The organism is Corynebacterium glyciniphilum AJ 3170, from assembly GCF_000626675.1.
Lineage (GTDB): Bacteria > Actinomycetota > Actinomycetes > Mycobacteriales > Mycobacteriaceae > Corynebacterium > Corynebacterium glyciniphilum.
The window spans coordinates 2,778,730-2,800,633 of the sequence record NZ_CP006842.1 but is presented as its reverse complement, the minus strand read 5'-3'; the positions used below and the strand labels follow the sequence as shown (position 1 = coordinate 2,800,633).

At 62.7% G+C, this 21,904-nt stretch carries 14 protein-coding genes and 3 rRNA genes; 9 read left to right on the top strand and 8 right to left on the bottom strand.

The window, feature by feature from the left end; all coding sequences use genetic code 11:
* Positions 1 to 45: 45 nt before the first annotated feature.
* Positions 46 to 981, bottom strand: a complete 936-nt coding sequence (gene cysK, locus CGLY_RS13065) for a cysteine synthase A (protein ID WP_038550032.1) — start codon at positions 979 to 981, stop codon at positions 46 to 48.
* Positions 982 to 1,132: 151 nt separating this feature from the next.
* Between cysK and CGLY_RS13060 the strand changes: the two genes are divergently transcribed.
* The 7 genes from CGLY_RS13060 to rrf all read left to right on the top strand — a co-directional run bounded on the left by CGLY_RS13060 (position 1,133) and on the right by rrf (position 10,475).
* On the top strand, positions 1,133 to 1,933 hold the full coding sequence (locus CGLY_RS13060) for an enoyl-CoA hydratase-related protein (protein WP_038550031.1): 801 nt from the start codon (positions 1,133 to 1,135) through the stop codon (positions 1,931 to 1,933).
* 1 nt (position 1,934) lies between these two features.
* Positions 1,935 to 2,417 carry a DUF2505 family protein gene (locus CGLY_RS13055; protein WP_038550030.1) on the top strand — a complete coding sequence of 161 codons (483 nt, stop codon included), beginning with the start codon at positions 1,935 to 1,937 and terminating at the stop codon, positions 2,415 to 2,417.
* A 198-nt stretch (positions 2,418 to 2,615) separates the two neighbouring features.
* Positions 2,616 to 3,464, top strand: coding sequence for an acetate metabolism transcriptional regulator RamA (ramA, locus tag CGLY_RS13050; RefSeq protein WP_038550029.1), 849 nt, complete (start codon positions 2,616 to 2,618; stop codon positions 3,462 to 3,464).
* 21 nt (positions 3,465 to 3,485) lie between these two features.
* Complete coding sequence (gene murA / locus CGLY_RS13045) at positions 3,486 to 4,766, top strand: UDP-N-acetylglucosamine 1-carboxyvinyltransferase (RefSeq protein ID WP_038553030.1); 1,281 nt, start codon at positions 3,486 to 3,488, stop codon at positions 4,764 to 4,766.
* Between the two features lie 472 nt (positions 4,767 to 5,238).
* Positions 5,239 to 6,766 (top strand): 16S ribosomal RNA (locus CGLY_RS13040).
* 342 nt (positions 6,767 to 7,108) lie between these two features.
* Positions 7,109 to 10,187, top strand: a 23S ribosomal RNA gene (locus CGLY_RS13035).
* A gap of 171 nt (positions 10,188 to 10,358) precedes the next feature.
* Positions 10,359 to 10,475, top strand: a 5S ribosomal RNA gene (rrf, locus tag CGLY_RS13030).
* Together the 16S, 23S and 5S rRNA genes form the textbook arrangement of a ribosomal RNA operon.
* A 1,070-nt stretch (positions 10,476 to 11,545) precedes the next feature.
* Here rrf and CGLY_RS13025 read toward each other — a convergent pair.
* Genes CGLY_RS13025 through CGLY_RS13015 form a run of 3 tightly spaced genes read right to left on the bottom strand, consistent with a single transcriptional unit; the run spans position 11,546 to position 15,059 of the window.
* Entirely contained in the window at positions 11,546 to 12,571 is a 1,026-nt protein-coding gene (locus CGLY_RS13025) for an iron-siderophore ABC transporter substrate-binding protein (protein ID WP_227590277.1), read from the bottom strand.
* A 41-nt stretch (positions 12,572 to 12,612) separates the two neighbouring features.
* A complete protein-coding gene (locus tag CGLY_RS13020; RefSeq protein ID WP_407080797.1) occupies positions 12,613 to 13,821 on the bottom strand; it encodes a cobalamin-independent methionine synthase II family protein in 1,209 nt (402 codons plus the stop codon).
* A 17-nt stretch (positions 13,822 to 13,838) separates the two neighbouring features.
* Entirely contained in the window at positions 13,839 to 15,059 is a 1,221-nt protein-coding gene (locus CGLY_RS13015) for an aminotransferase class I/II-fold pyridoxal phosphate-dependent enzyme (RefSeq protein WP_052540185.1), read from the bottom strand.
* Positions 15,060 to 15,078: 19 nt separating this feature from the next.
* On the opposite strand from CGLY_RS13015, the gene CGLY_RS13010 reads away from it, so the two are divergent.
* A complete protein-coding gene (locus CGLY_RS13010) occupies positions 15,079 to 16,062 on the top strand; it encodes an alpha/beta hydrolase family protein (protein WP_038550028.1) in 984 nt (327 codons plus the stop codon).
* Positions 16,044 to 17,150, top strand: a complete 1,107-nt coding sequence (locus CGLY_RS13005) for a PLP-dependent cysteine synthase family protein (protein ID WP_038550027.1) — start codon at positions 16,044 to 16,046, stop codon at positions 17,148 to 17,150. The genes CGLY_RS13010 and CGLY_RS13005 overlap by 19 nt, the downstream gene beginning before the upstream one ends.
* A gap of 33 nt (positions 17,151 to 17,183) precedes the next feature.
* On the opposite strand, the gene CGLY_RS13000 is transcribed toward CGLY_RS13005, so the two are convergent.
* Genes CGLY_RS13000 through CGLY_RS12985 form a run of 4 tightly spaced genes read right to left on the bottom strand, consistent with a single transcriptional unit; the run spans position 17,184 to position 21,842 of the window.
* Entirely contained in the window at positions 17,184 to 17,801 is a 618-nt protein-coding gene (locus tag CGLY_RS13000) for a GntR family transcriptional regulator (protein ID WP_038550026.1), read from the bottom strand.
* 2 nt (positions 17,802 to 17,803) lie between these two features.
* Entirely contained in the window at positions 17,804 to 19,552 is a 1,749-nt protein-coding gene (locus tag CGLY_RS12995; protein WP_038550025.1) for an acetyl/propionyl/methylcrotonyl-CoA carboxylase subunit alpha, read from the bottom strand.
* Positions 19,549 to 21,090 (bottom strand): 5-oxoprolinase subunit B/C family protein, encoded by a 1,542-nt coding sequence (locus tag CGLY_RS12990; RefSeq protein ID WP_038550024.1) that lies wholly within the window; start codon positions 21,088 to 21,090, stop codon positions 19,549 to 19,551. Before CGLY_RS12990 ends, CGLY_RS12995 begins: the two co-directional genes overlap by 4 nt.
* The gene (locus CGLY_RS12985; protein WP_038550023.1) at positions 21,087 to 21,842 is read right to left on the bottom strand and encodes a LamB/YcsF family protein; all 756 of its coding nucleotides are present in this window, start codon (positions 21,840 to 21,842) and stop codon (positions 21,087 to 21,089) included. The genes CGLY_RS12990 and CGLY_RS12985 overlap by 4 nt, the downstream gene beginning before the upstream one ends.
* Positions 21,843 to 21,904 lie beyond the last annotated feature (62 nt).

Here is a 21,904-nt window from a genome sequence, read left to right as displayed (position 1 = left end):
ACGTTTCCGTGCTCCGGGGCCGTGAGGGTCGGGTGGACCGTACGCTTAGTCGCGCAGGTCGTCGAACAGGAGGGTGGACACGTAGCGCTCACCGAAGTCGGCGACGATCGCGACAATCAACTTGCCTTCGTTCTCCGGCTTCTTTGCTTCTTCGAGGGCAGCCCAGATGTTGGCGCCGGTGGAGATGCCGACCAGGATGCCTTCCTGGGCCGCGAGTTCGCGGGCGTACTTGACGGAGTCCTCGATAGTCGCGTCGTAGACGTCGTCAAGGATGTCCTTGTTGAGGTTGTCCGGGAAGAAGTTGGTGCCGATGCCCTGGATCTTGTGCGGGCCGAAGGTCCCCTCGGTGAGCAGGGGGGAGTCCTTGGGTTCGACGCCGACGACGCGGACGTTCTCGTTCTGCTCCTTGAGGTATTTTCCGGCGCCCGAGATCGTTCCGCCGGTGCCGACGCCGGCGATGAAGACGTCGACCTTGCCGTCGGTGTCCTCCCAGATCTCCGGGCCGGTCGTCTTGTAGTGCACCTCGGGGTTAGCCGGGTTGGCGAACTGGCGGGCCAGGACCGCGTTCTCGGTGGACTCGACGATCTCGTTGGCCTTGTCCACGGCGCCCTGCATACCGGCGGGCGGGGGTGTGAGGACCAGCTCGGCGCCCAGGGCCCGGAGCATGATGCGCCGCTCCAGGGACATGGACTCCGGCATCGTCAGGATGACCTTGTAGCCGCGCGCCGCGCCGACGGTGGCCAGCGCGATGCCGGTGTTGCCGGACGTGGCCTCGACGATCGTCCCGCCGGGCTTGAGGGAACCGTCCTTCTCCGCCGCTTCGATGATCGCCACACCGATACGGTCCTTGACGGAATTGCCGGGGTTGGCGGATTCGAGCTTCACCGCGACAGTGCCGGGGAGCCCCTCGGTCAGCTTGCTCAGCTTCACCAGAGGGGTGTTGCCGATCAGGTCAGTGATGTTCTCGTAGATCTTAGCCATGCTGGTCAATGGTCCTTTCGTTTCCCTCAGTCCAACAGACCGATCGGTCTGTCTGCATTCTGCGGCCAGTTTACACAATGTTGCCCCACCTCGCCACGGGGATCGGTGTGGAGCACGCTTGCGGGGGAGGATCCTGTGACACAATCGAGGTATGACTGAACACACAGGGCAGGACGCTGAAACCATCATCACGAGTATCGGGGGAGTTGACGGGGCAGTCGCGACCATCACGCTCAACCGTCCCAAAGCGCTCAACGCGTTGAATCAGACGGTCATGGAAGAAGTCGTCGGTGCCCTCGAGGAGTTCGACGCTGACCCGTCGATCCGCGCGATTGTCATCACCGGTTCCGAGAAGGCGTTCGCAGCCGGGGCCGACATCACGCAGATGAAGGACCAGACGTGGCCGGATATCAAGCTGAAGCGCTTCTACGCCATGTGGGAGCGTGTCACTACGGTGCAGACGCCGATCATCACCGCGGTGTCCGGGTTTGCGCTCGGCGGTGGATGCGAGCTGGCGATGATGGGTGACATCATCCTGGCCAGTGAGAAGGCAAAATTCGGGCAACCGGAGATCACACTGGGTGTTATTCCAGGGATGGGTGGCACCCAGCGGCTCACCCGCGCCGTCGGAAAGTACAAGGCCATGGACCTGATCCTCACGGGCCGGATGATGGGTGCAGAGGAAGCTGAACGCTCCGGCCTTGTGTCTCGCGTGCTCGCGGCCGACGGGTTCCTCGATGAGGTCGCCACCATTGCCGATTCGGTGGCGGCGCAGTCAGCGGTTGCCCTGGCTGCGGCAACGGAGGCGGTGGATGCCGCGCTGAACACGCCGCTACTCGAAGGGCTGCGTCAGGAACGCGAGGCCTTCTGGGGCTTGTTTGCCACCGAGGATCAGAAGGAGGGGATGAGCGCCTTCGTCGAAAAGCGCAAGCCCGAGTGGAGGCACCGCTGAGATGTCCAAAAGTGCCGAACTCACCAGGACGATTGATCTCCCTCTGGATAAAGTCCACGAGATCGCCTCATCGGAGACCTATCTCCTCACTGTGGACAATGCCTCTACGTCGAAACTTGTGGTGACGGAAGCGGAGAGAGAAGTCAACGCGGACGGGTCGGTGTATGCCCGTGTGGTCGCGGCCCGTGAAAAGGACGACGGCAGCGCAGGTTTCAGTATGGAACAGACCTCGGACATCACGGCGATTGAGGATGACGGTTTCACGTCCACGACAGTCACTCCGTTGCCCAAAGGGATGGGGACGATGACGGTGGTGATGGCCTACACCCGGGCGGGCGAGTCATCAGCCACCGTCAATGCCGAGATCATCGCCGAGGTCGGGATCCCGCTGTTGGGCGGGAAGATCGCCAAGAAGCTCGTGGAGAGTGCGGATAAGACCGTCGACGATGGTCTTGAACGGATCCTTCGGCTAGCCGCAGAGTAGGTAGGAAAACGGGGGTGTTCGGCTTTTGTTTCCCGGGGGTGGGGGAACAACCCCGGTGCGGGGGAGGGGGCCCGGACCAGCAGGTTTTGGGGGAAGACTCAGACCTTTCTATACTCGAAGTCTGTAAACCCCGTGTTCCCCCGCACTCGGGTGTGACCTGATCGGGGGTGACATTCGATCACAACAGAAAGGTGCGCCGTGGAGCAGCAGCGTCACCGGGATGATGACGACGCCATCCGATCAGCACTGTCGTCACTGAAGAACTCGACGGGGATTCCCGTCACGATGTTCGGGTCGTGCCAGCCGGACGGGCGCATGGTGATCAACCAGTGGGTGGGGCTGCGGACCCCAGCGCTCAACAACCTCACCATTGACTCTGGTCAGGGTGTTGGCGGCAGGGTGATGGCGACCCGCCGCCCGGTCGGTGTCTCCGACTACGCGCGTGCCAAATCCATTTCCCACGAGTACGACCGTCCCGTTCGGGACGAGGGGCTGCACTCCATTGTTGCCGTGCCGGTCATCGTCGGTCGGGACATGCGTGGAGTTCTCTATGCAGGAGTCCACTCGCCGGTTCGGATGGGTGACAAGGTGCTCGAGGAGGTCACGATGACCGCCCGGGTGTTGGAGCAGGACCTTGCCGTCAATATCGCCCTGCGTCGGACAGACGGCGGCGGGGTGCGGGAGTCCTCTGCGAAGCCACCTCGTTCGATGACTGGTGCGGAGTGGGAGCAGGTCAGGGCGACGCACTCCCGGCTGCGGATGCTCGCCAATCGTGTCGTCGACGACGAGATCCGTCGTGACCTGGAAATCCTCTGCGATCAGATGGTGAGCCCCGTCCGGGTCAAACAGACGACGAAGCTTTCCGCACGCGAGCTCGATGTGCTGGCTTGTGTCGCACTGGGGCACACCAACGTTGAAGCGGCGGAAGAGATGGGGATCGGCGCGGAGACGGTGAAGAGCTACCTTCGGTCGGTCATGCGTAAGCTCGGAGCCCACACACGCTATGAGGCGGTCAATGCCGCGCGCAGGATCGGTGCTCTCCCCTGATCCCCGGGTAGGATGGGACGGGTGAAAGATCATTTCCTTGTAACTGGTGGTGCCCGTCTCAACGGTGCGGTCCGGGTCGACGGGGCCAAGAACAGTGTCCTGAAGCTCATGTCGGCAGCACTCCTCGCTGAAGGGACGACAGTCCTGAGGAACTGTCCCGATATCGCGGACGTCCCCTATATGGCCGATGTGCTCAGGGGGCTGGGATGCAAGGTCGAGCTGAACGGGGGGACCGTCACGATTCACACGCCCGACGAGATCTCGTCGGACGCCGACATTGACGCGGTTCGGCAGTTCCGTGCCTCTGTATGCGTTCTCGGCCCTTTGACCGCGCGGTGCCACCGGGCAGTTGTCGCGCTACCGGGTGGGGACGCGATCGGTAGCCGGCCGCTCGATATGCACCAGTCGGGACTGGAGAAGCTGGGCGCGAAGACCCGGATCGAGCACGGTTGCGTCGTCACCGAAACCGAGAAGCTCACTGGTGCGAAGATCATGCTGGACTTCCCTTCCGTCGGGGCGACGGAGAACATCCTTACGGCCGCGGTTCTTGCCGAGGGCACCACGGTCCTGGACAACGCAGCCCGCGAACCGGAAATCGTTGATCTGTGCCACATGCTTCGTGACATGGGGGCACAGCTCGAAGGCGAGGGAAGTAACACGATCACTGTCACCGGTGTCAGGAAACTCAACCCGGTCGAGCATGAGGTGGTCGGCGACCGGATCGTCGCAGGGACCTGGGCTTACGCTGCTGCGATGACCCGGGGCGACATCACAGTCGGCGGCATCGACCCGGCCCATCTGCACCTGGTTCTTGAAAAGCTCAAGCTGGCAGGGGCGAAAGTCGAGACGTATCCGACGGGGTTTCGGGTGTCTCAGGAGGCGCGACCGACGGCAGTGGACTACCAGACTCTCCCGTTCCCGGGATTCCCGACGGACCTGCAGCCGATGGCCATTGCGTTGTGTGCGGTGAGCGAAGGAATGAGTGTGATCACGGAGAATATCTTCGAGTCACGGTTCCGTTTCGTCGATGAGATGACGCGACTTGGCGCGGACATGACGATCGACGGCCACCACGTGAGCATCCGCGGCGTGGAAGAACTCAGCTCTGCGCCGGTGTGGTCTTCGGATATCCGCGCTGGCGCCGGCCTGGTTCTTGCGGGTCTGTGTGCCGACGGTGTCACCCAGGTGAACGACGTCTTCCATATCGACCGTGGCTACCCCGGGTTCGTCGAAAAGCTCGTCGAGCTCGGAGCCACGGTAGAGCGGGAGTCCGGTGGCGAAGGACGCCATCACAAGCACTGACCTGTGGGTTTGTGGGTGTGGTGGGGGTGTGTGTAGATTGATGCGAGTCAGCGAGACGCCGGGATGTTGTCCGGGTGGTAGCGACGGCAAGGATGGCCGTGATCGGTTGTTAACCTTTGGGTTGCTTTCCGGTAATGTGGTGGTGTACCTTGTGAATCAGCCGCAGCGGCTTCCTACTGTTTTTGGTGGGGATTGTTGTGTGCGTGTGTTGTTTGAGAACTCAATAGCGTAACAAACCAAGTATTTTTTTGTCGCACCGGTTGTGTGGCGCGGTGGTTTGGGATGATACCGGCAAGCGTGATTGCTTGTTAAATATTGTTCTTTTCTTATTGTGCTGCTGATTGGTGTTGATGTTTTTCGGCTCGTGCCACCTCCCCGGTGGTGTGGGTTGATGTGATTGACATTTTTTGTCAGTAGTTCAGTATTTTTTTGTTTGCCAGTATGTTCAGGCTTTTTGTAGGGCTGATATGCTTTTATGGAGAGTTTGATCCTGGCTCAGGACGAACGCTGGCGGCGTGCTTAACACATGCAAGTCGAACGGAAAGGCCCTGCTTGCAGGGTACTCGAGTGGCGAACGGGTGAGTAACACGTGGGTGATCTGCCCTGCACTTCGGGATAAGCCTGGGAAACTGGGTCTAATACCGGATAGGACCATCGTTTAGTGTCGGTGGTGGAAAGTTTTTCGGTGCAGGATGAGCCCGCGGCCTATCAGCTTGTTGGTGGGGTAATGGCCTACCAAGGCGTCGACGGGTAGCCGGCCTGAGAGGGTGGACGGCCACATTGGGACTGAGACACGGCCCAGACTCCTACGGGAGGCAGCAGTGGGGAATATTGCACAATGGGCGCAAGCCTGATGCAGCGACGCCGCGTGGGGGATGAAGGCCTTCGGGTTGTAAACTCCTTTCAGCCATGACGAAGCTGGCCTTGTTGGGTCAGTGACGGTAGTGGTAGAAGAAGCACCGGCTAACTACGTGCCAGCAGCCGCGGTAATACGTAGGGTGCGAGCGTTGTCCGGAATTACTGGGCGTAAAGAGCTCGTAGGTGGTTTGTCACGTCGTCTGTGAAATTCCGGGGCTTAACTCCGGGCGTGCAGGCGATACGGGCATAACTTGAGTACTGTAGGGGAGACTGGAATTCCTGGTGTAGCGGTGAAATGCGCAGATATCAGGAGGAACACCGATGGCGAAGGCAGGTCTCTGGGCAGTTACTGACGCTGAGGAGCGAAAGCATGGGTAGCGAACAGGATTAGATACCCTGGTAGTCCATGCCGTAAACGGTGGGCGCTAGGTGTGGGGGTCTTCCACGACTTCCGTGCCGTAGCTAACGCATTAAGCGCCCCGCCTGGGGAGTACGGCCGCAAGGCTAAAACTCAAAGGAATTGACGGGGGCCCGCACAAGCGGCGGAGCATGTGGATTAATTCGATGCAACGCGAAGAACCTTACCTGGGCTTGACATATGCAGGATCGGCACAGAGATGTGTTTTCCCTTGTGGTCTGTATACAGGTGGTGCATGGTTGTCGTCAGCTCGTGTCGTGAGATGTTGGGTTAAGTCCCGCAACGAGCGCAACCCTTGTCTTGTGTTGCCAGCACGTTATGGTGGGGACTCGCGAGAGACTGCCGGGGTTAACTCGGAGGAAGGTGGGGATGACGTCAAATCATCATGCCCCTTATGTCCAGGGCTTCACACATGCTACAATGGTCGGTACAGTGGGTTGCGATACCGTGAGGTGGAGCTAATCCCTTAAAGCCGGTCTCAGTTCGGATTGGAGTCTGCAACTCGACTCCATGAAGTCGGAGTCGCTAGTAATCGCAGATCAGCAACGCTGCGGTGAATACGTTCCCGGGCCTTGTACACACCGCCCGTCACGTCATGAAAGTTGGTAACACCCGAAGCCAGTGGCCCAAACTCGTTAGGGAGCTGTCGAAGGTGGGATCGGCGATTGGGACGAAGTCGTAACAAGGTAGCCGTACCGGAAGGTGCGGCTGGATCACCTCCTTTCTAAGGAGCTTTTTGGTTACAGGCCTTACTTGCCTTGCCCGCGTTGAGTGTGGGTGGGGGGTTTGCGTAGTCTGTTTTGTTGAATCCGGGTGGAGATCGTTGTCTGGATCATCGTTTGTTTGTCGCATGGCTTTATGTGGTGTCGGCGAAAAAGTGTTGCTTGGTGTGTTGCGGTGTTGGGTGTCTGGGGCAGCATGCTCCTTTTTGTTGGGCATCTTCTTGATTGTGCGTGCAGTGGTGTGCGTGTGGTTGTGGGTGTCGTGTTGTTTGAGAACTGTATAGTGGACGCGAGTATCTTCTTTATTTTATGCAATTTTTGTAGAGTCATCTTTGTTTGTTTTAGTGTTGTCTGTGAAGGGCGCACGGTGGATGCCTTGGCACAATGAGCCGATGAAGGACGTGAGAGGCTGCGAAATGCCTCGGGGAGTTGCCAACTGAGCGTTGATCCGAGGATGTCCGAATGGGGAAACCCGGCCGTGGTTATGCGCGGTCACCCACTGGTGAATGTATAGCTGGTGTGGAGGGAACGCGGGGAAGTGAAACATCTCAGTACCCGTAGGAGAAGAAAACAATAGTGATTCCGTGAGTAGCGGCGAGCGAAATCGGATGTTTGGCTAAACCTTATGTGTGTGATACCTGGCAGGGGTTGCATGTGGGGTGTTGTGGGGTCTTGTGTGGTGGGTCTGTCAGCCTGCCGCCTGTGTGTGTGGTGTTAGCGGAAGTGGTTTGGAATGGCCTGCCGTAGACGGTGAGAGTCCGGTACGTGAAAGCATCATGCATGTGGGTTGCAAGTGTCCCCGAGTAGCAGCGGGCTCGTGGAATCTGCTGTGAATCTGCCGGGACCACCCGGTAAGCCTGAATACTTGTTGTGACCGATAGCGGATAGTACCGTGAGGGAATGGTGAAAAGTACCCCGGGAGGGGAGTGAAATAGTACCTGAAACCGTGTGCCTACAATCCGTCAGAGCCTCCTTGTGGGGTGATGGCGTGCCTTTTGAAGAATGAGCCTGCGAGTCAGCGGCACGTCGCGAGGTTAACCCGTGTGGGGTAGCCGTAGCGAAAGCGAATACTAACTAGTGTGTTGTTAGTGGCGTGTCCTGGACCCGAAGCGGGGTGATCTACCCATGGCCAGTGTGAAGCGACGGTAAGACGTCGTGGAGGCGCGAACCCACTTAGGTTGAAAACTGAGGGGATGAGTTGTGGGTAGGGGTGAAAGGCCAATCAAACTCCGTGATAGCTGGTTCTCCCCGAAATGCATTTAGGTGCAGCGTCGTGTGTTTCTTGCCGGAGGTAGAGCTACTGGTTGGTTTAGCGGGACTACCATCTTAGCGACATCAGCCAAACTCCGAATGCCGGTAAGTGAGAGCGCGGCAGTGAGACTGCGGGGGATAAGCTTCGTAGTCGAGAGGGAAACAGCCCAGATCGCCGGCTAAGGCCCCTAAGGGTGTACTAAGTGGAAAAGGATGTGGGATCGCGAAGACAGCCAGGAGGTTGGCTTAGAAGCAGCCATCCTTGAAAGAGTGCGTAATAGCTCACTGGTCGAGTGGTTCTGCGCCGACAATGTAGTGGGGCTCAAGTACACCGCCGAAGCCGCGGAACTTGCACCTTTGGGTGTGGGTTGGTAGGGGAGCGTCGTGTAGCGAGTGAAGGTGCGGGGTGACCCAGTGCTGGACGCTATGCGAGTGAGAATGCAGGCATGAGTAGCGAATGATGAGTGAGAACCTCATCCGCCGGATGACCAAGGGTTCCTGGGTCAAGTTAATCTTCCCAGGGTGAGTCGGGGCCTAAGGCGAGGCCGACAGGCGTAGTCGATGGATAACGGGTTGATATTCCCGTACCCGTGTGTGTGCGACCATGGTGAATCAGTGATACTAACCGCCCTGAAGCGTGTGCTGGGTCTACTTTGTGGGCTTGGTGTGTGTGGATGCGCGGGACCTGAATTGGTAGTAGCCAAGTGATGGGGTGACGCAGGAAGGTAGCCGAGCCACTTATTGGATTGTGGTGTAAGCGTGTGGCCCGAGCCCTAGGTAAATCCGGGGTTCATGATGGGTGAGGCGTGATGCGTACCCGTTTGCGGGGATGTCGGTGATCCTATGCTGTCGAGAAAAGCCTCTAGCGATGTGCACATTCGGCCCGTACCCCAAACCGACACAGGTGGTCAGGTAGAGAATACTAAGGCGATCGGGTGAACTGTGGTTAAGGAACTCGGCAAAATGCCCCCGTAACTTCGGGAGAAGGGGGGCCCGTGCTGGTGAAGGCTTTTTCGGCTGGAGCTGGTGTGGGTCGCAGAGGATAGAGGGAAGCGACTGTTTACTAAAAACACAGGTCCGTGCGAAGACGGTAAGTCGATGTATACGGACTGACGCCTGCCCGGTGCTGGAAGGTTAAGAGGACCTGTTAGGTGGTAACACCGAAGCGGAGAATTTAAGCCCCAGTAAACGGCGGTGGTAACTATAACCATCCTAAGGTAGCGAAATTCCTTGTCGGGTAAGTTCCGACCTGCACGAATGGCGTAACGACTTCCCTGCTGTCTCAACCACAGGCCCGGCGAAATTGCAGTACGAGTAAAGATGCTCGTTACGCGCGGCAGGACGAAAAGACCCCGGGACCTTCACTATAGCTTGGTATTGGTGTTCGGTTCGGTTTGTGTAGGATAGGTGGGAGACTGTGAAGCGGCCACGCTAGTGGTTGTGGAGTCGTTGTTGAAATACCACTCTGATCGTGCTGGATATCTGAACCTCGGCCCATGATCTGGGTTAGGGACAGTGCCTGGTGGGTAGTTTAACTGGGGCGGTTGCCTCCCAAAGAGTAACGGAGGCGCCCAAAGGTTCCCTCAGCCTGGTTGGTAATCAGGTGTTGAGTGTAAGTGCACAAGGGAGCTTGACTGTGAGACTGACAGGTCGAGCAGGTACGAAAGTAGGGACTAGTGATCCGGCACCGGCTTGTGGAAGCGGTGTCGCTCAACGGATAAAAGGTACCCCGGGGATAACAGGCTGATCTTCCCCAAGAGTCCATATCGACGGGATGGTTTGGCACCTCGATGTCGGCTCGTCGCATCCTGGGGCTGGAGTTGGTCCCAAGGGTTGGGCTGTTCGCCCATTAAAGCGGCACGCGAGCTGGGTTTAGAACGTCGTGAGACAGTTCGGTCTCTATCCGCCGTGCGCGTTGAAACTTGAGAAAGGCTGACCCTAGTACGAGAGGACCGGGTTGGACATACCTCTGGTGGGCCAGTTGTCACGCCCGTGGCATGGCTGGTTGGCTACGTATGGGAGGGATAACCGCTGAAAGCATCTAAGCGGGAAGCCTGTTTCGAGATGAGGTTTCGTTTGAGGTTCCCTGTAGACGACGGGGTTGATAGGCCGGATCTGGACAGCATGTGAGTGTTGGAGGTGACCGGTACTAATTGACCGAGGATGACATTAACGTTGTAACGAGTGGTTCTGTTGTGTAGTAGTGTGAAGGTATTTTCGCGTTCATTGTGCAGTGTCTGGAACGGCACAGTGCACCAGTCTGTTGGCTTCTCTTTTGTGGGGTTTTGTCCCTGGGGAGGGGTTGTTGGCGGGGTTGGGTGTGTGTTTGTTTCGTGTGTGTTTGTCGGTGGTTTTAGCGGTGGGGTCACGCCCGGTCCCTTTCCGAACCCGGAAGCTAAGCCTGCCTGCGCCGATGGTACTGCACCCGGGAGGGTGTGGGAGAGTAGGACGCCGCCGGCATTAAGTGTCTGGGGAGGTCCCGGTGGTCAGCTTTGTGGCTGGCTGCTGGGGCCTCTCTTTTTTGTGTGTGTGGGTGTGTGTGGTCCGGGGGGTGCGGCTGGCCGCCCGGCCCCGGCGGGGGTTGGGGTGGTGGTTTTCAGAGGTTGTGTGGGGTGTAGGAGCTGTGGAAGCTGCGGTGGCCCCTGTTCTACCGTTGGCCGGTCTCGACGAGCTCCGCAGATTCATGGGGCGACAGCATAGCCCAGAACAGGTATCGGTAGTAGCCGGTGGGCCTCATCGGATCCTGGCTCCTGTGAGACTAGGCATGACGTACTAGTTACCATGCCGTACCGAGGAGTGCTGCTGGATTTCTATGGGACAGTCGTTGCCGAAGATGGGCCGGTCATTCGGAATATTGTCCGTAGAATAGCCGGTGGGTACTCGGATTATTCCGGATCAGCGCTTGCACCAGCCTGGGGTCGGAACCTCCCTTTGTGGCTTGCAGCATTGCGCGGTGCGACCCTTCGTGCCCAGCGAGACTTGGAGATCGAGTCTTTATCGTCGGTTCTCGACACGGTCGGCTCTCCACTCGATGCCACTGAACTGTCACGCGATCAGTTCAACTACTGACGGACCCCTGAGCAGCGCGGCGGCGGTATCGATTTCCTGAGTCCATGTCCGATTCCGGCCTGTGCGGTGTCGAACATCGACAGACATGACCTCGATGCTGCGATACGCCACATAGATGTACCGGTACCTCTCATCCTCACCGGCGAGGAGGCTCGTTCTTACAAACCACGAGCAGGACTGTTTGACGCCGGGCTGGAGCTGCTAGGCCTCGCGGACGACGAAGTGGATCACCTTCGCAACTCCTTGAGCTCAGATATTGCTGGAGCACACGCGCTCGGCGTTGATGTCGCCTAGGAAACGATCGTTACGGGGTGCATCGGGCTGGATGATCTATCGCCGCTTCTGTTGGGGCCTCATTAGCGCAAGAGCGTGCGGAGGAGGTTCGCGCCGCTGCGTGGGGTGCCGATGACGCCGTGCTGTCAGCGCCAGAGAACCCGGGGGAGTCGGTGTTGGCCCTGGTATTAGCTGTTCGTGTGCTCCTCAAGCAACGGAACCAGCTTTTTCATTGCGAACTCGATGGCTGAGGGCGACCCGAGTGAGTAGGCGCTGGAGATATCGCGCGGCATGGCGAACGAATGCCCGTCCTTGGTCGCCGACAACCGCTGCCACGCGCTATTGCTGTCTACGTCCTCTGGTGTCGTCCCGACGGCGAACGCCACGACCAGGTCGGAGTCGGCCTTGGACAGTGTTTCGTCACTGAGTTTGACGGAGAATCCTGTATCGCCGACTTCCTCGTCCGCAAGTGTCGTATTCTCCTGGAACCCGAGGTCGAGAAGCGTGTCATAGCGTTCAGAGCCACGGATGTAGGCGCCCCAACCGGTGGACGAAAGCGCGACCGTCGCAGCGGTCTTGTCCGCCCATTCGGGGTGCTCCTCACGGATTCCCGCAACCATGTCGTCGTAGCCTTGGGTGATCGTCTCCCCCGCATCGGGGCGGCCCAGCGCGGTGGCGATCATCTGCACCTGTTCCGCACGGGGGGTCAGGTAGCTGTCTGCTCCGTCGGGAACGCCGACGGTCGTAGCGATAGCGGAGAGCTTGTCATAGCGGTCCTGGTCGCCGGAGCTCCGGACATCGAGGATAAGGTCTGGCTCCAGGGCTGCGATCTCCTCGTACTCCGGCTCCAGTGTGCTGATGATCTCGGGGGAGGTATCGTAGGCGCCCTCCATCCACGGGCCGACGCCGTCCCCGCCGAAGTCGAGCCAGTCGGACGCACCGACAGGTTGGACGCCGAGGGAGAGTGCCGTCTCCGCATCACCCCACCCCAGTGCCACCACCGTGGTGGGTTGTTCGTCGATGGTGACGTCACCGAACTTCGTCGGCACGGTCTGAGGGAAAGTCCCTTCTGCCTGGACGGCTGCGGTGTCTCCGGTGGTACCGGAGGCAGAGTCATCGTCTGAGGAACCCGCACAGGCGGACAGGGCGAGCATGCAGCAGGTGGCGGTGAGGACGCCGACGGTGCGTCGGATGGGGCGTAAGGTAACAGTCATGAAGGTCAGCCTACGCTGACACAATCGTGAACCGAAAGAAACTACCCCAGCAGGTCTCGACTGGCGATGCGTGCGCCCTCGACAAGTGATTCCAGTTTCGCCCACGCGATCTGCTCGTGGAGACGGCCGCCGAGTCCGCAGTCCGTGGATGCGACGACCCGGTCGGGTCCGACGACTTCAGCGAACTGCAGGATCCGGTCGGCCACGGTGCGGGGATGCTCCACGACGTTGGTGGAGTGGCAGACGACACCGGGGTAGATCAGGGTGTTCTCCGGCAATTCGTGGTCCTGCCACACGCGCCACTCGTGGGCGTGGCGGGGGCTTGCGCCCTCGAAGGAGAATCCGCCGACCTCGGCCTGCAGCACCTCGTCGATGATGTCGGCGAAGGGGATGTCGGTGGTGTGGGGGCCGTGCCAGGAACCCCAGCAGATGTGCAGGCGGGTCTGGTCCTTCGGCAGGCCCGCGAGTGCACGGTTGATGGCGGCGATACGGATACGGATCCACGCCTGATAATCGGCGACCGAGGGCTCAGGGTTGATCTGGTCCCACGCCTCGGCGAGGTCGGGCGCGTCGATCTGCACGGTCAGGCCGGCGTCGGTGATGGCCTTGTATTCATGGTGCAGGGCATCGGCACACGCGTTGACCAGAGCAGCGTCGTCGCCGTAGTACTCGTCGGTCAGTCGTGCGGCAGACCCCGGGGAGATCGCGGCGATGAACCCCTCGGAGGTGGACTTGTCCGCGGCAGACAGCGCATGGGTGAGCAGTCGGGCGTCGGCGGCAACCTGGTCGCCGCCGATGTAGCCGATCTCGCCGGTGAACTTCGGGTTTCCGACTTTGGCGCGCCCGGTGAAGATGCCGGACTCGGGGTCCTCGTAGGCGGCGCTGAAAGCGGCGCGGTCCCGGCGGTCAGGGAAGGACGTCAGGCGGATGTTGCCGGGGGTTGACCGGACCTTCTCCGCGTTGGCCCAGCGGTCGGTGTCGGTCATGGTGAGACCACTGAACCGGGAAAAGATGTAGTTCCACCAGGCGCCGTAGTCCACGGCACCGGAGGTGACGTGTCCGTACTCGCCTTCGTTGATGATGTCGAGGCCCAGGTCGACCTGCCGACGGACGACCTTGTCGACACCGTCCTGGAGGATGTCGAGGAATTCGTCCTGGCTGATGTCGCCGGTGCTCCGACGCTGGTTGGCCTCCAGCAGTTCCGGGGTGCGCGGCAGTGAACCTACATGTGTGGTGCGGATCTGAGTCATGGCCACCATCGTAGTGATTAGTTACTGGTCTTATGCAGGCGCGTCCAGTCGGCGGCAAGCAATCGCTCCTCCGCCAGGTCGAGGGTGCCGTCGGCCTTGCAGAACGTCCACCGTACGAGGGTCGCGACCTGTTCATCGACCTCCTCGACGAAACTGCTCACCGGGATGGCGGCGACACCGACTGCCTCCGGCAGGGCACGGCAGAACTCCTCGGCACTGATGCCGAGTCGCAGTGGTGCGATGTCGCTGACGAGGAAGTACGTGCCGTCGCTGTGCAGGACGTCCTGCCCGGTCGCATGCAGAACACCGGCCAGGCGGTCACGACGGGCCCGCAGGGTGCGTCCCCACCGGTCGCTCCAGTCGTCGGCGTTGTCGAGCGCCCACGCGACCGCCGGTTGCAGGGGCGTGACGCCGACATAACTGAGGAACTGCTTGGCAGCGGTGACGGCATCCAGCAGCGCCGGTGGAGCGATCGCCCACCCGGTCTTCCAGCCAGTGACGTTGAAGGATTTCGCAGCGCTGGACAATGTCACCGTTCGTGACTGCATGCCGGGCAGCGTCGCGAAAGCGACGTGGGGACGGTCGAAGGCGAGACGTTCGTAGACTTCGTCGCTGATGACGACCACACCGGTGTCGCGCACCGTATCGGCGATGAACTCCAGGTCTTCCCGTCCCAGGACCGTACCGGTCGGATTGTGTGGCGAGTTGAGGATCATGGCCGCGGGGCCATCCGCCACCGCAGCGGCGAACTGCTCCCGGTCCAAATGCCACCTGCCGTCGTCCAACAGCAGACGCACAGGCCGGGCGACGGCCTCGGCCAAGCCGATGGCTGCAGAATAGGCGTCGTAGGTGGGTTCAAGGACCACCACCTCACGGCCGCGGTCGACGAGTCCGAGGACGGCGGCGGCGATGCCTTCGGTTGCGCCCACAGTGACCAGCACGTCCTCCGGATCCACGACGTGCCCGAGACGGCGCGCGCGGTCTTCCGCGACGGCACGGCGCAACGACGGCAGGCCTCGCCCGGGGCCGTACTGGTTGTTACCCCCGGTGATTTCCGCGGCGGCCCGACGCAGCATGCCCGCCGGGCCGTCCTCGTCCGGAAAGCCCTGCCCGAGGTTCGCTGCGCCGGTGCGTACCGCCTCAGCGGTGATCGTCGCGAAGACCGTCGGGCCGACGCCGGCGACCCGGGACGCCGGCGTCGACGGGGCACGGGTGGGGAGGTGATGCTGAGATTCCATGCCGCCATAGTATGGGGTCATGAGCATTCAGCCGATTACCGCGACCGGGGCCGACCCGGACGAGACCGTCCCCCTCGAGCAGACCGACCCCGCGACGTTGCCGAAAGGGCATCCGGTGGATGCCCAGGCAGGTCGGGACGGCATCAGCCCGCGCGGCCAGCTGACTCAGCTGCTGAATTTCTTCGAGGACAGCTACCCGGAGATCTTCCGGTCGTTGACCACCGATGAGGCGGCGGAATCGCCTGACGGGGTCACCGCTGACCTCAAGGACCGTACTGAGCGCATGTGGGCGCGCGTGCCCGACCTGATCACCCACTGCAGCCTGCTGGTCCTCGGCGCGGGTCTCGACCACGCCATGCCGACATCGGCGTTTCTGAAGACCGGTCCCTCGGCGGAACCGGTGACACCTGCCGGCGTTCAGGGGACCGTGCTTACTCCGAGTGAGCCGACCGGTGCCGTGGCGGTGAGCCTGCACGGCGGTCCCGGCTGGTTCGGCGATGCCGAAGCCCACGACCAGCTCTGGCTGCCGTTGTTCGCCGCACTGGCGGAGAAGTCCGGGGTGACCGTGGTGGATCTGGTCTATCCGTTGCCTGCCTACGGCGAGGATGCGTCGCCGGAACGGACGCAGGCAGCCGTTGCCGCGGCGTTCCGCGAGGTACGCGGGTGGGACCGACCGGACCAACGCACCGGCCTGATCACCTTCGGCTCCGGCTTCGGGCTTGCCCGGGACGTTGTCGAGGAGGCGGACTTCCTGTTGGCCATGACGCCCCGGATCTCCCCTGAACTGATCGCTGCCCCTCCGGAGTTGTCGCAGGTGCGCACACTGGTGTCGGTGGCCTCCGAGGACTCCCGAGGCACACCGGCAGAGCAGGTGCAGGACTTCTTCACCGGCAGTGCACCGGGCCACGAGTTCCGGGCCTATCTCTCCGAGCACATCCTCGGGGTCCCGGACGTGTGGCGACGGCGGATTAGCGACGATGCGGCATGGCTGGCGCGATGGTAGGGGTGCGTGACCTCAACCGGTACGACGGGGACGGGCGCCGCTGGCTCGCCGGGGCTATCGCGAAAGTGAAGGCGGACCAGTGCCGTTCCGCCGACACCCACCTGTTGTCGGTCCCCCTGCTGGAGGCATGGGGCGTGGACCTCTACCTCAAGGACGAGTCGACGCACCCTACCGGTTCGTTGAAACACCGGCTCGCCCGCTCCCTGTTCCTCTATGCACTGAGTAACGGGTGGATCCGGCCAGACGCGCCGGTCGTTGAGGCTTCATCCGGCTCGACCGCGATTTCGGAGGCCTACTTCGCCAGGCTCATCGGTGTGCCGTTCATTACCGTCGTCGCGGCGACCACCAGTGCCGAGAAGGTTCGTCTGATCAGGTCGTACGGCGCCGATGTCCGCTTCGTTGATGACCCGTCCACCGTCTACGCGGTTGCTGCGGACATCGCGCAGGAGAGCGGTGGCCACTACATGGACCAGTTCACCTACGCCGAGCGGGCCACCGACTGGCGAGGCAACAACAACATCGCCGAGTCCGTTTTCCGTCAGATGGCGATGGAACGGCACCCCGAGCCGACCTGGATCGTTGCGACGGCTGGTACCGGCGGGACCTCGTCGACCCTGGGCCGCTACGTGCGCTACACCGGACGGATGACGGGGCTGTGCGTCGCCGATCCGGAGAACTCGGCATTCCTGCCAGGCTGGGAGGCGGGGGACACCGCGGTGACGACACAGGCGCCGTCGCGGATCGAGGGCATCGGCCGCCAAAGGGTGGAACCGAGTTTCACCGGCACCGTCGTCGACCGGATGATGGGTGTGCCCGATGCTGCAGCGATCGGTGCGATCCAGGCGCTGGAACAGGTGACCGGAATCCGGGCCGGCGGGTCCACAGGCACCGGACTGTGGGCCGCGCTGCGACTGGTCTCCGAGATGGTGCACGCCGGCGAGCGCGGAAGCGTGGTGTCACTGATCTGCGATTCCGGGGAACGCTACCTCGACAAGTATTACTCGGAGGCGTGGCTGGCGGAGCGGGGGATTGACGCAGGAGTGTACCGCGATCGGGTGCTGGAATTCCTCGAGACCGGGGACCTCTGACCCTTCTGATCTCTCTGGCCCGTCGGGTGCAGGTCACCCGATCAGGGAGGACAGCGACTCGCTCGTGTCCAGCAGGGATGCGCGCAGCAGGGACGCCGCCTCCTCCCGGTTACCGGCCTGCAGCAGAGCGACAACACTCCGGTTGACGGGGACGAAACTCCCGTGAAATCCGGGATCGCGCCGTTCGGCCTGCAGGAACACCAGGCGCATCCGGGCGAGTAGTCGTTCCATCTCCTCGTTGAGCAGGTCCGAACCGGCCGCTGCCACCACGGTGCGGTGAAACTCCTGATTCGCCGTCGCCGTCGCTGCCAGATCGTCCGCCTTCTGGTGTGTCTCTGCCGCGGCGACGATCCTGTCCAGGGTTTCGACATCGGGGGCTTCGCCCCACAACAGTGCCCCGGGCTCGACGACGGCGCGGGCGAGGAAGAGGCTGTGCACGTCAGCGGCGCCGGGCGAGGCGATGAACACGCCACGATGGGGGATACGCTCGAGGACACCGTCGGCGATGAGTGTGGCATAGCTTTCGCGCAGTGTATTGCGGGAAATACCGAAGCGTTGCGCCGCCGCGACCTCGCTGAGCTTCTGCCCCGGGGTGAATTCGCCGGCGGACACGGCGAGGCGGAGCTGCTGGGCAGCTGTCTGGGCACGCACGTCTACTCCTCCACGATCCTGGCGAGGATGTCTCCGCGGGCGATGACGTCCCCGGCATCCGCGATGAGCTGGATCGTGCCGGAAGCCGGCGACGTGACGGTGGCCTCCATCTTCATCGCCTCGACCGTGGCAAGTGTCTGGTTCTCCTCGACAGTGTCACCGTCGGAGACCTTCCACTCCACCAGCGTGCCCGCGAAGGGCGCGGGGACATCCCCGGGGTGCCCGTCACTGTTCCCGGTGGCGGTGCTCCCCCCTCGCGCGGCGTCCCCGCGCTGCAGCAGTACAGACGGTACCCGCACATGCTGTAGTGTTCCGCCGATCTCCACCGCGAGGGTGGTGCGCTCGACGTAGATGTCGTCGAACGTGACGTCAGGGGAGACGGTGTGCGCGCCGGGTACGTATTCGCGGTCGACCCAGTCGGTGCACATGCGGAAGCTTGCCGCGCCGTCGGGGGCGGTCCACGCCGGCTCCCGCACGATGTCGCGGTGGAACGGCAGGACGGTCCGCACACCGTCGACATGGAACTCGTCGAGGGCGGCGCGGGCCCGCCGCAGAGCAGTGTCGCGGTCAGGCCCCCACACGACCAGTTTCGCCAGCAGCGAGTCGTAGCTGCCCGGGATCGTTGACCCGGAGCGGACGCCGCTGTCCACACGGATTCCCGGTCCTGTCGGAGGTTCGAAGCGGGTCACCGTCCCCGGGCAGGGGGCGAAGCCGTGGGCGACGTCCTCGGCATTGATCCGGAACTCCACGGCATGGCCGTGGGTGGCGGGGTCCGCGTCCGGATCAACGCCCAGCCGCTCTCCGGCGGCGATACGGAACTGCTCGTGGACGATGTCGATCCCGGAGACGGCCTCGGTCACCGGGTGCTCGACCTGCAGGCGGGTGTTGACCTCGAGGAAGGATACGGTGCCGTCCTCGGCGACGATGAACTCCACCGTCCCCGCGCCGACGTACTCGGCCGCACGACAGACCTCGCGGGCACCGTCGACGATCAGCCGGTTCTGTTCCTCGGACAGGAACGGTGCAGGCGCTTCCTCGACGAGTTTCTGGAATCTGCGCTGGGTCGAGCAGTCACGGGTACCGATCACCGCGACCGCACCGTGCATGTCCGCCAGCACCTGGGCCTCGACGTGCCGGGGGCGGGCGAGGAACTTCTCCACGAAGCACTCCGCACGCCCGAAGGCTTCCTGCGACTCCCGACCAGCGGCAGCGAAGGCATCTTCAATCGCCCCCAGCCCGTCATCCTCGGTGACGACTTTCAGACCACGTCCGCCACCACCGAAGGCGGCTTTGATCGCGATCGGCAGACCGACGTCCTCGGCGAAGTCCCGGGCCTGCTCCCAGGATGTCAGCGGTTCAGACGTACCCGGTGCCAACGGGGCCCCGGACCGCTCGGCCAGCTGCCGCGCCGCCATCTTGTCGCCCAGGGTCTCAATGGTCTCCGGTGACGGGCCGACCCACACCAGTCCGGCATCCTGCACCGCGCGGGCGGCGTCGGCATTCTCCGACAGGAACCCGTACCCGGGGTGCACGCTGTCGACACCGGCGCGGGACGCGACCTCGAGCAGCGCGTCGACGTCGAGGTAGGAGGACACCGCGTACGCTTGTTCGGTCATCTCGGTGTGCACGGCCCCGACATCGGCGTCGGTGTACACCGCGACCGTGCGAATGCCCAGGTCGTGGGCGGCGCGGGCGATGCGCACCGCGATCTCCCCGCGGTTGGCGATCAGGACGGATGAGATGGTGCTCATGTGTACTCCTCGAATCTGACCGTCGCGCCGGGAGCCAGCTGGGCGGCGGCGTCGAGGTCCTCGGCGATGACAGTGGCGATGACGGGGTAGCCGCCGGTGACGGCATGATCCCGTAGAAAAAGGACGGGCTGACCGTCCGGCGGCACCTGGACAGAGCCGGCGACCATCCCCTCACTCGGAAGCTCCCGGTCGTCGCTGCGGTTCACGGCAGTGCCCGACAGTCGCACCCCCACCCGGTTCGACGACGGACTGACCGTCCACTCCCGACCCGTGAGTGCCTCCGTTCCGTCGGCGAACCAGGCGTCACGGGGGCCGGCGACGACGCGCAGCACATCCGGGACACGCACCGGATTGGTGCCCGTACGGGTCGGAGCCACCTGGCCGGCACCCACCTCGATCGCGGAGCCGGCGACCAGTGGACCTGGCCCGAGACCCGAGAGAACATCCGACGACAGCGACCCCAGCACCTCTCCGTTGTGCCGGACACCGCCCCGTACCGCGACATAGCTGCGTAGCCCGTGGTGAGGGTCGTCGACGCCCGGAACCACCAGCGTCGACCCCTCGGTGACCAGCAGGGGAGAGGCCAACGCTCGGCTGCGACCGTCTACCGTGACCGTGGTTTCCGCGCCGGTGACCGCGACCACCACATCCTGCAGGGCCGTCAGTGACAGTCCGCCGATGTTCTCCAGGACCGCGTCTCCGGGGTGGTTGCCCACGACGTCGTTGGCGACCTGGGCTGAGGCCATGTCTGCGGCACCGGAGCCGGTGACTCCCACCCCGCCGTGCCCAGGGCGGCCGGCATCTTCGATCACTGTGAGCAGACCGGGGTCGGTCAGCGTCAGAGAAGCGCGTTCCTGCACGTCGCCGTCGCGTTCGGGAGCCGACGGGCAGACCTCCACCCGTTCCCTGACCGCCCGGTACGCCACACGGTCGCCCGGTCGGATCAGGGCAGGCTCCTGCTCCGATGCGTCCCACACCGGAGTCGCGGACGTGCCGATCAGCTGCCAGCCACCCGGTGAACTGCGGGGATACACTGCGGAGAACTCACCCGCCAGGCCCACGGCTCCGTCCGGGACCTCCGTGCGGGGAGAGTCCCGGCGGGAGACGGACGGTACCTTGTCACCCACACAGTAGGTGAACCCCGGCGCGAAACCACCGAATGCACCCGTCCACGTCGACGAGGTGTGGTGCTCGATCACCCCGTCGACCGTGGTGCCGAGCTGGTCAGCGACCGTCTCCAGGTCGGGGCCGTCGTAGACGACGTCGACGGTCACAGTCCGGGATGCATTCCCGCCAGCGCTTTCGGTAGGGCGGAGTGTCCTGAGCTGCTTCATCGCCGCCGTTGCCGCCGACGGTGAATCCAGCACAACGAGGACGGTACGGGCTGCGGCGATGATGTCGCGCTGGCCTCTTAACGGGTGGGTGGCCAGATGGGAGTGCCAGACCATTGCCGTCGCCAGGTCCGGAAGATCGACGAGCGCCGCCCGCGAGCCGACCCGGTGGACCGGTGTCGCATCCGGTGTCGCATCCGTGGTCACAGGAAACTCCTGATATCGATGCCGTCGGCGCGAAGTTTCTCGACGATCATCCGGGAGAGCTCCACCGCGCCCGGGGAGTCACCGTGGATGCACACCGATTCAGCATCGACGCGCAGGACCGTGCCGTCCACTGCGGTAACGGCGCCGGTGGTGGCTACCTGCAGGACGCGCGCGGCGACAGCGTCCGGATCGGTGATCACGGCGTCCGCCTCCGACCGGGGGACAAGCGTGCCGGCAGAAGTGTAGTTGCGGTCGGCGAACGCCTCCCGGATCACCCGCAGGCCTTTACCCTCGGCGAGGTCGATTGCAACACTGCCGGGCAGGAGCATGAGCGGCAGGTCACCGAATGCCCGGACACCGTCGACGACCGCCCGGGCCTGTGACTTGTCGTGCACGATGGTGTTGTAGAGCGCTCCGTGAGGTTTGACGTAGCTGACTTTCGTCCCGTGGGCCCGGGCCAGGGCATCGAGTGCACCGATCTGATAGAGAGTCTCGTCGGCAAGCTGGTCGGGGTCGATGTCGAGGGTGGTTCGCCCGAAGTTTCCGGGATCCCGGTAGCCGATGTGCGCCCCGACGGTAACTCCGCGTTCAGCGGCGGCGCGGACGGTGGCGGCGATGTCGTGGGGGTCACCCGCATGGAACCCGGTCGCGACATTGGCGCTGGAGACCAAGGCGATCATGGCTGGGTCGTCGGCCACGGCGATGCCACCGGTGGTCTCGCCCAGGTCGGCGTTCAGGTCGATGGTGGGCATCGGGGCCTTTCGTCTCTGCACTGGGACTCACTGACGGTGATTGTTGAACAATCACCGTCAGT

Bases quoted from the DNA above. Each gene is read 5' to 3' on its own strand.
- cysK (WP_038550032.1), bottom strand. From the start codon at position 981: ATGGCTAAGATCTACGAGAACATCACTGACCTGATCGGCAACACCCCT.
- CGLY_RS13060 (WP_038550031.1), top strand. From the start codon at position 1,133: ATGACTGAACACACAGGGCAGGACGCTGAAACCATCATCACGAGTATC.
- CGLY_RS13055 (WP_038550030.1), top strand. From the start codon at position 1,935: ATGTCCAAAAGTGCCGAACTCACCAGGACGATTGATCTCCCTCTGGAT.
- CGLY_RS13025 (WP_227590277.1), bottom strand. From the start codon at position 12,571: ATGACTGTTACCTTACGCCCCATCCGACGCACCGTCGGCGTCCTCACC.
- CGLY_RS13020 (WP_407080797.1), bottom strand. From the start codon at position 13,821: ATGACTCAGATCCGCACCACACATGTAGGTTCACTGCCGCGCACCCCG.
- CGLY_RS13015 (WP_052540185.1), bottom strand. From the start codon at position 15,059: ATGGAATCTCAGCATCACCTCCCCACCCGTGCCCCGTCGACGCCGGCG.
- CGLY_RS13010 (WP_038550028.1), top strand. From the start codon at position 15,079: ATGAGCATTCAGCCGATTACCGCGACCGGGGCCGACCCGGACGAGACC.
- CGLY_RS13005 (WP_038550027.1), top strand. From the start codon at position 16,044: ATGGCTGGCGCGATGGTAGGGGTGCGTGACCTCAACCGGTACGACGGG.
- CGLY_RS12995 (WP_038550025.1), bottom strand. From the start codon at position 19,552: ATGAGCACCATCTCATCCGTCCTGATCGCCAACCGCGGGGAGATCGCG.
- CGLY_RS12985 (WP_038550023.1), bottom strand. From the start codon at position 21,842: ATGCCCACCATCGACCTGAACGCCGACCTGGGCGAGACCACCGGTGGC.